Origin of the sequence: Amycolatopsis sp. cg5 (assembly GCF_041346955.1) — a bacterium.
In the GTDB taxonomy this organism is placed as follows: Bacteria; Actinomycetota; Actinomycetes; order Mycobacteriales; family Pseudonocardiaceae; genus Amycolatopsis.
This window is the reverse complement of record NZ_CP166849.1, coordinates 509,259-522,338: the sequence shown is the minus strand read 5'-3', so window position 1 is coordinate 522,338 and position 13,080 is coordinate 509,259. Positions and strand designations below refer to the sequence as shown.

Sequence of the window (13,080 nt, the reverse complement as noted above, 5' to 3'; positions counted from 1 at the left end):
TTTGACCTTTCTTGGAAAGCACAAACGCCCCGCACCCCGGTTAAGCGGGGCCCGGGGCGTTATGCGCTTTGAGCGGGACGTCAGTTGATGACGGCCAGCACGTCGCGGGCGGACAGGATCAAGTAGTCCTCACCGTTGTACTTGACCTCGGTGCCGCCGTACTTGGAGTAGATGACGACGTCGCCGACGTTAACGTCGAGCGGGACGCGGTTGCCCTTGTCGTCGATGCGGCCCGGACCAACGGCCAGAACCTTGCCCTCCTGGGGCTTTTCCTTCGCGGTGTCGGGGATAACGAGACCGGAAGCGGTCGTCTCCTCGGCTTCGCTCGTCTGGACAACGATCTTGTCCTCGAGCGGCTTGATGTTGACGCTCACCGGGTTGACCTCCACGGGTCGTCGAAAGCGTTGGCAGGTTGATAACGACTCCTACCACCCCCGCCGTCGCGGGTGCCGGGGCTGTCGGTGCCGTGCGATTAGCACTCTAGCCACGAGAGTGCCAGCTTCGCAACCAGGGTCCGTTTACGCTGGGGAAACTCCCTCGAACGGGCCCTGACCGGCCGATTCGTTCCGCACAGGTTCCACGCTGTCGTCGATCGGCTGCTGCGGGTCACCCCGAGCATGCCAGCGGAAGGAGAGGCGCCTAGGCCACCTTCTCCTCCGCGTGCGAGCGACTCGACAGCCCGCAATGCGAACTGGCTGGAGCGGCTGATTGCAACCTTGCCCGCGCCTTCCTGCAGCCGACGACGAGTGAGTTGGTCGGTAGCCACTCGCCCCCGTTTCCCTCGCCCCCGCCGAAGTTAGCGCCAAGTCGTCAAGATCAGGAGTGTGCTTGCTCATCGAGTAGCGACACCGTAGGCACTCTTGATGCCGTCGACCCGGCGTTAAACGATCCAAAACGAGGGACCCATACGTGACGCGCGTTGCGGCTTCTTCGAACCTGACTACCGCGCCTTGATCCCGTAGAGCCAAGTTCGGCAGACGTCGCACCTACGAGTATCCGTCGCGTGTCGCGGCGTAAGAGTGTCGGACCGATGTGTTTTCATGGTTTAAGAGTCGAACAGACAGACGACTCATGATCAATTTGGCGGTGCCCCATGAATTACTACACATGGGACCTCGGCCAGCAGTCCGCTGGCACGGTCGTAGAAGTTACTCTTGCCGGAAACTCGGCCAACGTAAAATTGATGGACAGTGCGAACCTGGCGTCTTACAAGTCTGGTCGAAACCATCGGTACACAGGCGGTCACGTTACGCGCTCGCCCTTCAGGGTATCGGTCCCCGGTTCCGAACATTGGCACATAGTCATTGACTACGGCGGTTATGCAGGTAGCGGTCGCGCAAGTGTCCGAGTGCTGTCGAGCCATTAGGAGGTAGCTAACGATGTCACAAACTCCAGCCAATAGCGGTAAGCCATGGACGAGTGCCGATGATCAGAAACTGAAGCGTGAAGCCGCTGGCAACACGCCGACGCGAGTGATCGCATTGCACCTCAAGCGTTCTGAGGATGCGGTGCGCAATCGGGCAAGCGAGTTGGATGTGTCACTAAAGCCCAACAATCAGCGACCCTACGGAACTCAGAAGTAATCATTCCTGCACCCTCGACATCGCCTTCGATACACATCGTCGCACGGCGACTACGGGCTGCTGGCGTTACGTGCTGCTCACAAGATGGTTGGCGGCTAGCTAAAGTGCGGACTCGTTGAGGAGCTGAGGCCATGGTCGATTCGTAAGCGAACAGACGGATGAACATCCAAATGCGCAAGCTGAGATGGGTTGACCCATAAGGCTTCTTTGCTCTCACGACTAGCCCGCAGCGAACCACCAGCTGGATGAGCCCGGAAGCAGAGGGAGAATTCCTGTCGGACTTCGCCGTCGTCGTAGGCGATGACATGACGGGGGTCGCTGTAGATGCCGACCAGGCTGGTGACCTCGATGTCGATGCCGGTTTCTTCGCGTGTCTCGCGGATGACAGCTTCGGCGACGGTCTCGCCGATGTCCTGCGCTCCGCCGGGGATGGCGTACAGGTCGTTGTCAGCGCGGCGGATCATCAGGATTCGCCCGGCCTCATCGGTGACGACGGCCGAAACCGCGGGGACCAGGCTGTTCGCCGCAGGGGCGTTGGGGTCGTCGTAGTAGTCGCGCTTCGGCATGCGTCCTTGCCTACCACTTCACCGGCTTGGAGGCCTTCCAGACGGCTTCGAAGCTCTCGGAGTAGGTCTCGAAGAGATCGCCCCCGGACAGCCGCCGCAGGTGCAGCGCGGGCGCGTGGGGTGCCTGGAATCCGAAGACGTGCGGGTTGACGATCATGTCGTCGTCGTAGCGGTAGATCGAGTTGTAGAGCGTCGTGCCGTGCAGGCGGATGCTGATCCCGTCGACGTCAGCCAGCGGCTTGAAGAAAGCCAGGGCCTGCCGGATCTTCGCGGTGATCGTGTTCTTGCCGATGTTCTCCTCAACACTGCGACGGCTGATCGCGGCACTGTTGGGGTCGCCGAAGAGCAGCCGGATACGCGCCCCGTCCGAAGCCTTCTCGATGAGCTTGCGCAGGATCGTCCGGTCGTCGAGCAGAAACATCCCGACGTACACCAGGATCTCGATCTCGCCCTTGGCTCCGTACAGGAGCTGGCTCCAGAGGTCGCGCGGGATGGCGTGGCGGTGCGGGTAGACCTTCAGGATCTCCGACCCGCTGATCTCGGCCGCCCGCTCGGGCTGGATGGCGTCCGGCCAGAGGTAGGTCTCCTTCTCCCGCGCGAGAGCCGCGATGGCGTGGCGGTGCTTCGCGTACGGAGTTCGGCCCTTTGAGATCCAGCGTTCGACCGTCTTGGGGTCGACGCCGATCGCCTCGGCGACCTGTTCCGGCGTGAGGCCGTTGCGCAAGAGGGCGTCACGCAGGCGTTCGTTCGGCATCCAAGCCTCCACGGGATTTCTGGGGACGTCTTCACGGTAGCGAGGACGTCCCCAGAAATCCCGTCTGATGGTGCTCTCGTCCCGCTGATTCCCGGAGATTAGGTGGCCAGGAGACGCGAGAGCTAGGGAGACAGACCGTGACCACGTCCGACAAGTGCACCGCGTAGGCGACGGGATGCCCCTGCTCTCGACGCCGGCACAGCTCGTACAAACCTGGGAGAAGGCATATCGCGCGTACTGCGACGTGTCCGACCTCGTGGCGATGGATCCGAGCGGGGTCAATGGCGCGGTGGCGCAGAACATGGCGCGAGCGTCGTCAGCCGTGGCGGCCGCGTGGCGGGACATCGGTGCGCAGGGACGGCTGAGGTGGTGGGCGGTGGCCGCGGTGTACGCGGCGGCTGAAGCCTTTGAGGACCAGGCGCAGTTTTGGGAAACCCACGAATATGAAGGACTGGGAAGTGGCGTTCAACGCGCAGTGGAAGCCGGGGCCAGAAGCGGCGGCCGGGATGCACCAGGTTGGGCCGGATATGGCAACGCTGGTGATCTACCTGGATCCGGACAGCCTGGCGCTGATGCCTCCAGCCGATCCGGCGAAGTGGCCCGCGTTCGTCGGTCTCCTGCGTCAACTCCGCGACGGCGCTCAGGCGGTGGCTGACTTCCTGGAAGAACACCGACGGTTGGCCATCGAGCAGGAAACGGGAGTGTCCCTCGAGCTGCCAGGGCTGACTTATTGAGGGGAAGGGCAAATGTGGTGTGCTTCGGTCTGGCTGACGAGGTCACGTCGCGAGGCGCGGCATTTCGCGGCTGAGCGAGGGCAGGGGTCGTGAGTGTTTAGACCGGTTAGAACCGGCCGTACCACTCACGCCCCCCCCCACACACACGACGACCCCGGCCTGCCGCGGGCGAGTGGAACCTTTGCTGCATCAGATGCAGCAAAGGTTCCACTCGCCCGCCACGTTTGCCATTCCGGCCAATAGCAGACATCTTCAGCGGATCACCGAAGGGTGGCGAGGTCCTCGATGATCACGTCGGGCTCATACGGCGCGAAACGCTCGCGCTTGCCCGGCTTGTTCGCGTAGGCCACGACCGCGACTCCCGCGGCGCGAGCGGCCTCGATGTCCGCGACCGAGTCCCCCACCATCAGGCACCGGGACGGCGACGTGCCCAGCCCACGGATGGCCTGCTCGATCAGGAACGGGCTCGGCTTGAGCTTCGAGACGTCCCCGTCCACGCGAGCGCTAATGCGGCGGACCGCCTGAGCGAGGTCGTGCATGACCAGGAAGGCGCGAACCGCGTCGACCGAGTTGTTGCTCACGATCGTCAGCGTGTAGCCGTCGCGGGCCAGGTCGTGGATCACGTCCAGGGCACCCGGGGTCGCTTGAGAAACGGCCTCAAGCTCCAGCCGCTTCAGCTGACGCTCGACGACCGAAGCCGCGCTAGGACCGCAAGAAGCCGCGAAGGCGAGTATCTCGAATGGGTCGGCTGACGCGGCGATATCGTCCGGCAAGCCTGGGCTGAGCAGCGCTTTCAGGCGGTCCGCGGCTTCGGAAGCCGGGAGCGCTGAGAAGAGCGTGCAGACCGGGCCGTCGAAATCCAGGAACACGTGGTCACGCGCAGCGAGCAAGTCCCCCATGGGCCCGATGTTACGGCCGGGGCCGAACCTTCGGTCAGGTCTTACCGGCGGCGTGAGGTTGTTGTTAGGTTTTGTCCGCCCGACTAGAGCTTGGGGGTTTCACCTTGGTCCGCAGATCATTCGCCGTGCTCACGAGCGCGGTACTCGCCGCAGGATTGCTGGCCTCGCCCGCCGCGCAGGCGGCGCCGAGCAGGCAGCAGGTTTATGCCGACGCCGCGCAGGAGTTCGGGGTGCCGGAGAGCGTGCTGTTGGGCGTCTCCTACCTGGAATCGCGGTGGGATACGAACGCTGGCACGCCCAGTACCGGGGCCGGATATGGTCCGATGCACCTCACCGACCTCCGCACGGCGGGTAAGCCGGGCACGCACCATGATGAAGGCACCGAGGACGCTCGCGGTGACGACGCCAGGCCGGCGCTGAAGCCGCAGGCTCCGACGACCGCCGAGCCGCCCGCTGGGCTGCAGACGATCGATGAGGCCGCGAAGCTCGTCGGCCAGAGTGTCGAGACGCTGCGGTCGGACGCGACGCAGAACATCCGGGGTGGGGCCGCGCTGCTGGCGAGCTTCCAGCGGAATCGGCCGACCGCGCCGGCTGACTGGTATGACGCGATCGCGAAGTACGCGGGTGCGAACAACGAGGCGTTCGCCGATGAGGTCTTCGAGACCATGGCGACCGGGGTGGCTCGCACCACCGATGACGGGCAGCACGTCCAGCTCAAGGCGACGCCAGGGGTGAAGCCGAAGGACAAGGCGCCGACCGGGGTCGAATGCCCTCGGCGAGTCTCGTGCACCTCGGTGCCCGCTCCGTACCAGGAGCTGCCGAAGAACGACTACGGCAACCACGACAAGGCGAACCGGCCGGAGAGCCAGAAGGTCACGCACATCGTCATCCACGACACCGAGGGCTACTGGGACACGGCCATGCAGCTGGTCCAGGACCCGACGTACGTGAGCTGGCACTACACGATCCGCTCGAGTGACGGCCAGATCGCGCAGCACGTGGCGACCAAGGATGTCGCTTGGCAGGCGGGCAACTGGTACATCAACTCGAAGTCGATCGGGATCGAGCACGAGGGCTTCGCGGCCAAGGGCACCTGGTACACCGAGGCGATGTACCGCGCTTCGTCGAAGCTGGTGCGCTATCTGGCCGACAAGTACGACGTGCCGCTGGACCGGGCGCACATCATCGGGCACGACAACGTGCCCGGCACCACGCCGGCCACCATCCCTGGCATGCACTGGGACCCGGGGCCCTACTGGGACTGGTCGCACTACTTCGACCTGCTCGGGGCGCCGCTGAAGGGATTCGGTCTTCCTGGTTCCTCGCTGGTGACGATCACGCCCGACTTCGCGACGAACCAGCCCGCGTTCGTCGGCTGTGAGAAGGCGGGAGTTCCTTGTCCGGCAAGGGGTTCCGGCGCGGTGATCCTGCGCACCGAGCCGCGGGCGGACGCGCCGCTGCTCAAGGATGTCGGGCTGCACCCGGACGGCTCGAACACCACCATGGGTGTCTCGGACACCGGGAGCCGGGTGACCACCGGGCAGAAGTACGCGGTGGCCGACCGCCAGGGTGACTGGACGGCTGTCTGGTACCTCGGGCAGAAGGGCTGGTTCCTCAACCCGCGTGGCGCGCGGACGGCGTCGCCGTCGTTCGGGATGGTCGCCACGCCGAAGGCCGGGCTGGCCACGATTCCGGTCTATGGCAGGGCTTATCCCGAAGCCACGGCGTACCCGGCCGGGATCACGCCGCAGGATGTCGTGCCGTTCCCGTACACGCTCGCGGCGGGCCAGAAGTACTCGGTCGGCGGCGTCGTCGGGTCCGAGTACTACTGGGCGACCACCTTCGACCCGGCGAACCACGTCGTGGTCAAGGGCAAGACGAAGTACGTGCAGATCCAGTTCGGGCACCGCATCGCGTTCGTGAAGGCGGATGACATCAGGCTGGTTCCCGCGTTCTAAGCCGGGATAAAGCGGGCTTTACTCCCCGGAGTAAAGCCCGCTTTATCGCGTTCAGGCGTCGAGTGCGACCTTGACGCCTTGGGCCTGCTCGGTGTTGCGGCGGGTCTTGGCCCAGCCGTTGCGGCCGCGCAGGAGCCTGAAGAGCGCGCGCCATGATGTGATGTAGAAGGTGTAGATGTACGCCGCGTAGGCGAAGCCCATGCCGATGCCGCGCAGGAAGTTCTTGCTGCGCAAGCATTTCATCTGGTAGATCGGGCCCCAGACGAGGAACGGCAGCAGGCCGAACGAGCCGTAGATCGCGAACAGGATCCAGGCGCCGTCGGCGAACCAGGTCCACACCTGCGCCGGATCACCGGCCGTGCTGATCAGCAGCACCACGAACGGGATCGGGTACAGCAGCGAGCCGAGCAGCTGCATCCACGGCTGCGCGAGGTAGTACATCATCTCCGCCGCGCCGAGGGTACTCACGTGCGGTGAATCCCAGATCCGGCGCAGGTACCGCGCGCACTGCATGGTGCCCTGGCCCCAGCGCGTGCGCTGCACCAGGAAGCGGCGCAGGCTGTACAGACCTTCTTGCGCCACATGGGAATCCGGTGTGTAACCGGTGCGCCAACCCTCGGTGAGCAGGTGGACGCCGAGCTCGAAATCCTCCAGCAGCGAGCCGCGCCACGGCTGCTCGTACTCCCCCGCGATCGAGTCGAGCGCGGTGAGCCGGGTGAACTGGCCGTTGCCGCCCATGGAGATCGTGCCGGTGAACCCGCGTGAGGTCTGGATGGCCGCGATGGCCGTGCGGAACTCCAAGTCCTGCAGCTGGGCCAGTTTCAGCCCGAATGCCCGTGACAGCCAGAAACGGCGGGCAGGCGGGGTGTCCACATTGCTCATCCACACGTCGAGCTGGACCGCGCCGATCGTGTCGTCGCCGAAGAGATGGTCGGCCGCGCAGACTTCGAGACAGTTCGCGGCTGGCCTGCCGTCGGCGTCCACGACGATCACCACCGCGTTGTCGCGCCGTCCGTCGCCGAGCCAGGCGTTGAGTTCTTGGTAGGCCGCGTTGAGCGCGTCTCCCTTGCCTGTACGCGCTTCTGGGCGCTTGCGAGGCACCAGGTGGAGGAACTTGTCGGGCGCGCCGCGCCGTCGCCACAGCGCGCGCACGACGCGGGCGGTGCGGTCCTCGGAGTCGTCGTCGATGACCCAGATGTGCGCGGCGGGGAACGTCGAGCGCAGGTAGGTGATCGTATCGCGGATGACCGTCTGCTCGTCACGGCATGGCACGAAGAAGTGCCAGGTGAACGCGGCGGGGTCGCCGACGGGCGCGGGTTTGCGGCGTAGGTACGGGACGATGATGACGACCACGTAGACGATGAACGCGACGCTCATCGTCAGCGCGAACGCCTGGGTGATCGCCAGCAGAACCTTCAGGCTCATGCGCGCCGCCGGGTCGACAGCCAGACGAACAGCACCAGCGTGGCCGCGCCGCCGATGACGCTGACCAGTGAGCCGAGCAGGGTGTGGCCCCAGTAGTAGCCGGTGTCGACGCCGAGCCAGTTCACCAATCCGACGATCGCGAGTACGCGGAGTTGATTGACGATCACCACGGCGACCGCGGCAATGGCGAGTGAACTGAACAGCGTTCTAGAGTTTTGTGGCCGGAACCACACCATCACCGCGGTCACCAGCAATAGGGGCAAAAGCATAAAGACCGACGAGCACTCCGGCGTCATTCTCAACCCGAGTGGAGTATCGCCCGATAACCCAAAGTAGACCGTTTCGCGGTCACCCACGACCTCGGTACCCGATGAGGTGATGACGCTGAGTATCAAACCTGACAGACGGACTTCGAAAACCCGGTAGGCGCGCTCGATCAGCACCAGTCCCACACCAGCCGCGACCAGCGCGAACACGCTCAGGCGCACCGGAAAACGGCCCACGGGGGCGTCAGCTACCGCCACAATGATTTCCTCACTGGTCGATGAACAACGGGCGCCCGATCGCCTCACTACCTTGACGCTTTCGGCAGGAACAGCGCGTTACTTGCTCGGCCGATCAGGTGATAACGCGAAAGACCACTCGTGCGGGTGGTTAACGATGTTTTCCGTGCTATTTCGCTCTTCAGTGGCGATAGTCGGATCACGAGCCGAAGAACTCCTTGCCGGGCTTTACCCAGCGTAAAAACGCCCGGCACCGGCCGTGACTTTCCCATTCCCTTATTCCGGAGGACCAGTTGAAGAAGACGCACCTCTTGCGCCGGGCCGGGTTGCTCGGCGCCGTGGTCGCGGGCGTCGTACTCGCCGGTGCCGTGCCCGCTTCGGCGGCCGCCGGCGACGGTTCCGCGTACGGCGTCAAAGCAGACGTGAAACTGCTCGGCGCCGACGCCGTGCAGGCAGGACCGTTCTCGGCCGCCAGCACGGCGGGCCCCGAGAAGATGAGCCTGGCCAAAGTGGACCTGCCGGGCATCCTGGTCGCGGGCGCGATCAATACCGAAGCCAAGCGGGACGCCGAATCCGGCGCCGTGTCGTCGAAGGCCAGCACGGCGGACGTCCGGTTGCCGCTGCTCGAAGGCGCGCTCGGCAAGATCGGCGTCAAGCTGATCGAAGCCAAGTGCAGCGCGACCCAGAAGGGCGTCGAGGGCTCCAGCACCTTCGCCAAGGCCGATCTCGGCAACCTCGGTGAGATCCCGGTGACCCCGGCCGCCAACACCACGCTCAAGGTCGGCTTGGGTGACATCAACGTCGCCACGGTCATCCTCAACGAGCAGATCAAGAACAAGGACGGCAGCCTGACCGTCAACGCGCTGCACGTGAAGCTGCTCGGCGCCGCGCTGCAGCCGCTCGGTTCGGGCGACGTGATCGTCTCGTCCGCGACCTGCGGCCCGGCCGGCCTGCCGATGCCGCTGGCGTCGGGCGCGGGCATGTGGATCGCGTTCGGTGTGCTCGGCGCGATCGCGGTGCCGATCGGCACCAGGATCACCCGGAACCGCCGTCGCGCGACCGCGTAAGCGAGGGTCCGAAATGTACAAAGTGCCAGGTGCCGGTGTCGGCACCGCGGGTGGCGGGGTCGGCGCGCTCGCCGCCACCGGCGCCGATGTCGGCTGGTGGATCGCCGTCGGCGTGCTGCTGCTGGTGCTCGGCGCGGTGGCCGTCTTCGCGTCCTACCGGCGCACTCAGCGCATGGCCCGGCATCGGGCGAGCTGATTGATTCGGGCTGCCGTCGGGTACTCACTGCCCGACGGCAGCCATTCGGCACGTTTTTTCGACATACTGAGTTATGGCCGAGGAGTTCGCTGACGTGGACGTACTGCTGCTGATCGGGACACGTCCCGAAGCGATCAAGCTGGCTCCGGTGGCGCGGGCGCTCGGCGATCATCCGGTGCTGCGCTCCCTGCTGGTCCACAGTGGCCAGCACGAGGGCATGGTCGAGCAGGCGCTGGTGCCGTTCGGCGTGTCCATCGACGCCTGGCTGGATCTTCCGCCGCGCGCGTCCGGCGGCCAGGCCGAGCTGGTGTCTGGCCTGCTTCCGGCCATCGATCGGACTTTGGAGCGCTACCGTCCGGCGGCGGTCGTCGTGCAGGGCGACACCACGACGGCGCTCGCTGGCGCGCTCGCCGCGTTCTGGCGCGGCATCCCGGTGGTGCACCTGGAAGCCGGATTGCGCACGAATGACCTGGAATCACCGTTTCCCGAAGAGGGAAACCGGCAGATGGTGTCGCGGATCGCCGCGCTGCACCTGGCGCCGACCCGGCAGGCCGCCGAGGCGCTGCGTGCCGAGGGTGTGCCGTCGCCGCGGATCGTGGTCACCGGGAACACCGTGGTCGACGCGGTCCGTGCCATCGCGGCGCGTGATCTGCCCGCCGCCAACAGCGCGCTCGCGCTGCTGGAGATGGAGGTAGCCGAGGCCGGGGAACGGCTGGTGCTGGTCACCTCGCATCGGCGTGAGTCTTGGGGCGCGCCGCTGGAGCGCACGCTCGCGGCCGTCCGCCGGATCGTGCGCGAGCACGAAGACGTGCAGGTGCTGTTCCCGGTGCATCCGAATCCGTCGGTGCGCGCGCAGGTCGAGGCCGGGCTCGCCGGGGTGGAGCGGGTGACGGTCACCGGCCCGCTCGGCTATCCCGATCTCGTCCGCGCGCTGCGGCTGGCGGCGCTGGTACTGACCGATTCCGGTGGTATCCAAGAAGAAGCGCCGACGTTCGGCACGCCGGTGCTCGTGTTGCGCGAGAGCACCGAGCGCCACGAGGCGGTCGACGCCGGGCACGCGTGGCTGGTCGGCACCGACACCGAACTGATCGTGTCGACGGCCAGGCGTCTGCTCGCGGGCACGCTCGTGCCCGCGCCCAGCTCGAACCCTTATGGCGCGGGCGATGCCGCCGCTAAAGCCGTGCTGGCGATGGAAGCCCTGCTGGGCACCTTCTCAGAACGACACCACGCTGACCGGCAACGCCGGGTTGGCTGACAGGTCCAAAGAGGACGGTGGCCGTCCGGCAGCGACGACGTGCGCGCCCAGCGCGGCGATCATCGCGCCGTTGTCCGTGCACAGCCTCGGCCTCGGCACGCGCAGCGTGATGCCGGCGGCTTCACAACGCTCGGCCGCCAGGCTGGAAAGTCGCGAATTCGCTGCCACGCCACCGGAAATCACCATCGTGTCGATGCCGAGTTCCTTCGCGGCCTTGACCGCCTTGGCGGTGAGCACGTCCGCGACGGCCTCCTGGAACGACGCGGCGACGTCGTTGACCGGAATGTCGTCGCCACGACGCTCGGCGGCCTCGATCCAGCGCGCGACCGCGGTTTTCAAGCCGGAGAAGGAAAAGTCGAACTTCGCGTCACGCGGACCGGTCATCCCGCGCGGGAACGCGATCGCCTTCGGGTCGCCCTCCTTGGCCGCCTTGTCGATCGGCGGGCCGCCGGGGTACGGCAGGCCGAGCACGCGGGCGACCTTGTCGTAGGCCTCACCGGCCGCGTCGTCCACAGTGGACCCGAGCTCGGTGATGGACGAGGCGATGTCGTCGATGCGCAGAAGTTGCGTGTGGCCACCGGAAACGAGCAGCCCGAGGCACGGCGACGGCAACGGGCCGTGCTGCAGCGTGTCGACCGCGATGTGCCCGGCGAGGTGGTTGACACCGTAGAGCGGCACGCCCAGCGCGGCCGCGTAGGCCTTGGCGGCCGAGACACCGACGAGCAGCGCGCCGGACAGGCCAGGCCCGGCGGTCACCGCGATGGCGTCCACATCGGACAGTTTGAGCCCGGCCTTCTCGAAGGCGCGATTCGTGGTCGGGACCATCGCCTCCATGTGCGCGCGGCTGGCGATTTCCGGTACCACGCCGCCAAACCGCGCGTGCTGGTCCACACTGGACGCGACCTCGTCGGCGAGCAGCTCGACCGCGCCGTCGTCGTGCAGCCGGACGAGACCGACCCCTGTCTCATCGCAGGAGCTCTCGATCCCCATGATGATCTTGGGCATCAGCCTGCCACCTCCTCGGTCCGCGCGGGACGCATCATCGTGTACGCGTCCGCGCCGGACGGCTGGTAATACCGTTTGCGCAGGCCGATCCTGGCGAAACCGTTGGCCTCGTACAGTCCGATCGCCTGCTGGTTGTCAGTGCGCACTTCCAGGAACACGGGCGCGAACAGCTCGTCCGCGCGCGCGAGCAGCGCGCCGAGCAACGCTTTTCCGGCGCCTTTGCCCTGGTGTTCCGGGTCGACGCCGATGGTGTGCACGCTCGCTTCGAACTCGCCGAGCTTGCGTCCGACGACGGCGAGCCCGGCGTATCCGATCAGCTCGTCGTCCTCGTCGCGCGCGACGAGGTAGTACCCGCCCGCGTCGAGCTCCGCGTGGAACGCGCGTGCGCTCCACGGGTCGTCACCGGCGAACAGCCCGGCTTCGATCTCGACGCAACGAGGGATGTCCTTGCGTCGTAAGGCTTCCAGCCTCACGCGGTCACCCGCTTGCGCGCGGTCGGCTCGACGGCGTCGGGACGGCGCAGGTACAGCGGGGTCAGCGGCTCGGGCTCCTTGCCGAAGCTCTCGCGAGCGGCGGCGACCAGCCCGGCGGGCGACGGGTGGCGCGGCTCGACGACTTCGAGGCCGAGCACGTCCGCGTACAGCTCGGCGCCCTCACCGGCGGCGGTCGTGGCCTCCGGCTTGAGGTCCGCGGGCTTGTCGACGTGCGGGCCATCGACGCGGCGGGCTTCGGCGTCGTACGCGGCCCAGTAGACCTCGCGGCGGCGCGCGTCGGTCGCGACCAGCAGCGGAGCACCGTGCGCCGCCTGGATCGCGATGGCGTCGAGGCCGCAGACGGGGTGCACGGGGATGCCGAGCGCGTGCCCCAGCGCGGCGCCCGTCGCCATCCCGGCACGCAGGCCGGTGAACGGGCCGGGCCCGACGCCGACGACGATCGCGTCGAGCTGGGCGAGTGTGATGTCGGCGGCGTTGACCGCCTCGAGCAGGTGAGGGGTGAGAAGCTCGCCATGGGCGCGGGCGTTCAGCGTCACCTGCTCGGCGAGCACCTCGAGTCGGGTGTCGTCGAGTCGCACGACACCTGCCGTGATCGCGGGTGTCGAGGTGTCCAGGGCCAGTACCAGCACGGTGTCCCAGCC

General features: G+C 66.6%; 15 protein-coding genes. 6 read left to right on the top strand and 9 right to left on the bottom strand.

Annotation, left to right across the window (positions count from 1 at the left end):
* Positions 1-80: 80 nt before the first annotated feature.
* A complete protein-coding gene (groES, locus tag AB5J62_RS02710; protein WP_004559922.1) occupies positions 81-374 on the bottom strand; it encodes a co-chaperone GroES in 294 nt (97 codons plus the stop codon).
* 719 nt (positions 375-1,093) lie between these two features.
* On the opposite strand from groES, the gene AB5J62_RS02705 reads away from it, so the two are divergent.
* Entirely contained in the window at positions 1,094-1,366 is a 273-nt protein-coding gene (locus AB5J62_RS02705) for a DUF1883 domain-containing protein (RefSeq protein WP_370946490.1), read from the top strand.
* A 312-nt stretch (positions 1,367-1,678) separates the two neighbouring features.
* Here the strand turns inward: AB5J62_RS02705 and AB5J62_RS02700 are convergent, their stop codons facing one another.
* Positions 1,679-2,149, bottom strand: a complete 471-nt coding sequence (locus AB5J62_RS02700) for an NUDIX hydrolase (RefSeq protein WP_370946489.1) — start codon at positions 2,147-2,149, stop codon at positions 1,679-1,681.
* Between the two features lie 10 nt (positions 2,150-2,159).
* On the bottom strand, positions 2,160-2,903 hold the full coding sequence (locus tag AB5J62_RS02695) for a DUF5919 domain-containing protein (protein ID WP_370946488.1): 744 nt from the start codon (positions 2,901-2,903) through the stop codon (positions 2,160-2,162).
* A 443-nt stretch (positions 2,904-3,346) separates the two neighbouring features.
* On the opposite strand from AB5J62_RS02695, the gene AB5J62_RS02690 reads away from it, so the two are divergent.
* Positions 3,347-3,637 carry a hypothetical protein gene (locus AB5J62_RS02690; RefSeq protein WP_370946487.1) on the top strand — a complete coding sequence of 97 codons (291 nt, stop codon included), beginning with the start codon at positions 3,347-3,349 and terminating at the stop codon, positions 3,635-3,637.
* A gap of 260 nt (positions 3,638-3,897) precedes the next feature.
* Here the strand turns inward: AB5J62_RS02690 and AB5J62_RS02685 are convergent, their stop codons facing one another.
* Entirely contained in the window at positions 3,898-4,536 is a 639-nt protein-coding gene (locus tag AB5J62_RS02685; RefSeq protein WP_370946486.1) for an HAD family hydrolase, read from the bottom strand.
* A gap of 104 nt (positions 4,537-4,640) precedes the next feature.
* Here AB5J62_RS02685 and AB5J62_RS02680 point away from each other — a divergent pair, with 104 nt between their 5' ends.
* Complete coding sequence (locus AB5J62_RS02680) at positions 4,641-6,494, top strand: N-acetylmuramoyl-L-alanine amidase (RefSeq protein WP_370946485.1); 1,854 nt, start codon at positions 4,641-4,643, stop codon at positions 6,492-6,494.
* 51 nt (positions 6,495-6,545) lie between these two features.
* On the opposite strand, the gene AB5J62_RS02675 is transcribed toward AB5J62_RS02680, so the two are convergent.
* A complete protein-coding gene (locus tag AB5J62_RS02675) occupies positions 6,546-7,919 on the bottom strand; it encodes a glycosyltransferase (RefSeq protein ID WP_370946484.1) in 1,374 nt (457 codons plus the stop codon).
* The gene (gene xrtP, locus AB5J62_RS02670) at positions 7,916-8,422 is read right to left on the bottom strand and encodes an exosortase P (RefSeq protein WP_370950155.1); all 507 of its coding nucleotides are present in this window, start codon (positions 8,420-8,422) and stop codon (positions 7,916-7,918) included. Before xrtP ends, AB5J62_RS02675 begins: the two co-directional genes overlap by 4 nt.
* Before the next feature lie 293 nt (positions 8,423-8,715).
* On the opposite strand from xrtP, the gene AB5J62_RS02665 reads away from it, so the two are divergent.
* The 3 genes from AB5J62_RS02665 to wecB all read left to right on the top strand — a co-directional run bounded on the left by AB5J62_RS02665 (position 8,716) and on the right by wecB (position 10,940).
* Entirely contained in the window at positions 8,716-9,489 is a 774-nt protein-coding gene (locus tag AB5J62_RS02665; protein ID WP_370946483.1) for a choice-of-anchor P family protein, read from the top strand.
* 13 nt (positions 9,490-9,502) lie between these two features.
* Positions 9,503-9,685 carry an LPXTG cell wall anchor domain-containing protein gene (locus tag AB5J62_RS02660; RefSeq protein WP_091293739.1) on the top strand — a complete coding sequence of 61 codons (183 nt, stop codon included), beginning with the start codon at positions 9,503-9,505 and terminating at the stop codon, positions 9,683-9,685.
* A gap of 94 nt (positions 9,686-9,779) precedes the next feature.
* A complete protein-coding gene (gene wecB / locus AB5J62_RS02655; RefSeq protein ID WP_370946482.1) occupies positions 9,780-10,940 on the top strand; it encodes a non-hydrolyzing UDP-N-acetylglucosamine 2-epimerase in 1,161 nt (386 codons plus the stop codon).
* Here the strand turns inward: wecB and tsaD are convergent.
* Genes tsaD through tsaB form a run of 3 tightly spaced genes read right to left on the bottom strand, consistent with a single transcriptional unit; the run spans position 10,899 to position 13,068 of the window.
* Positions 10,899-11,945, bottom strand: coding sequence for a tRNA (adenosine(37)-N6)-threonylcarbamoyltransferase complex transferase subunit TsaD (gene tsaD, locus AB5J62_RS02650; RefSeq protein WP_370946481.1), 1,047 nt, complete (start codon positions 11,943-11,945; stop codon positions 10,899-10,901). The genes wecB and tsaD overlap by 42 nt on opposite strands.
* Complete coding sequence (gene rimI / locus AB5J62_RS02645) at positions 11,945-12,418, bottom strand: ribosomal protein S18-alanine N-acetyltransferase (protein WP_370946480.1); 474 nt, start codon at positions 12,416-12,418, stop codon at positions 11,945-11,947. The genes tsaD and rimI overlap by 1 nt, the downstream gene beginning before the upstream one ends.
* Entirely contained in the window at positions 12,415-13,068 is a 654-nt protein-coding gene (tsaB, locus tag AB5J62_RS02640) for a tRNA (adenosine(37)-N6)-threonylcarbamoyltransferase complex dimerization subunit type 1 TsaB (protein WP_370946479.1), read from the bottom strand. The genes rimI and tsaB overlap by 4 nt, the downstream gene beginning before the upstream one ends.
* Between the last annotated feature and the right edge of the window lie 12 nt (positions 13,069-13,080).

Excerpts from the sequence above, each read along its gene's own strand:
- AB5J62_RS02690 (WP_370946487.1), top strand. The coding sequence starts at position 3,347 with ATGAAGGACTGGGAAGTGGCGTTCAACGCGCAGTGGAAGCCGGGGCCA.
- AB5J62_RS02660 (WP_091293739.1), top strand. The coding sequence starts at position 9,503 with ATGTACAAAGTGCCAGGTGCCGGTGTCGGCACCGCGGGTGGCGGGGTC.
- AB5J62_RS02705 (WP_370946490.1), top strand. The coding sequence starts at position 1,094 with ATGAATTACTACACATGGGACCTCGGCCAGCAGTCCGCTGGCACGGTC.
- tsaD (WP_370946481.1), bottom strand. The coding sequence starts at position 11,945 with ATGCCCAAGATCATCATGGGGATCGAGAGCTCCTGCGATGAGACAGGG.
- AB5J62_RS02695 (WP_370946488.1), bottom strand. The coding sequence starts at position 2,903 with ATGCCGAACGAACGCCTGCGTGACGCCCTCTTGCGCAACGGCCTCACG.
- AB5J62_RS02700 (WP_370946489.1), bottom strand. The coding sequence starts at position 2,149 with ATGCCGAAGCGCGACTACTACGACGACCCCAACGCCCCTGCGGCGAAC.
- AB5J62_RS02675 (WP_370946484.1), bottom strand. The coding sequence starts at position 7,919 with ATGAGCCTGAAGGTTCTGCTGGCGATCACCCAGGCGTTCGCGCTGACG.
- AB5J62_RS02685 (WP_370946486.1), bottom strand. The coding sequence starts at position 4,536 with ATGGGGGACTTGCTCGCTGCGCGTGACCACGTGTTCCTGGATTTCGAC.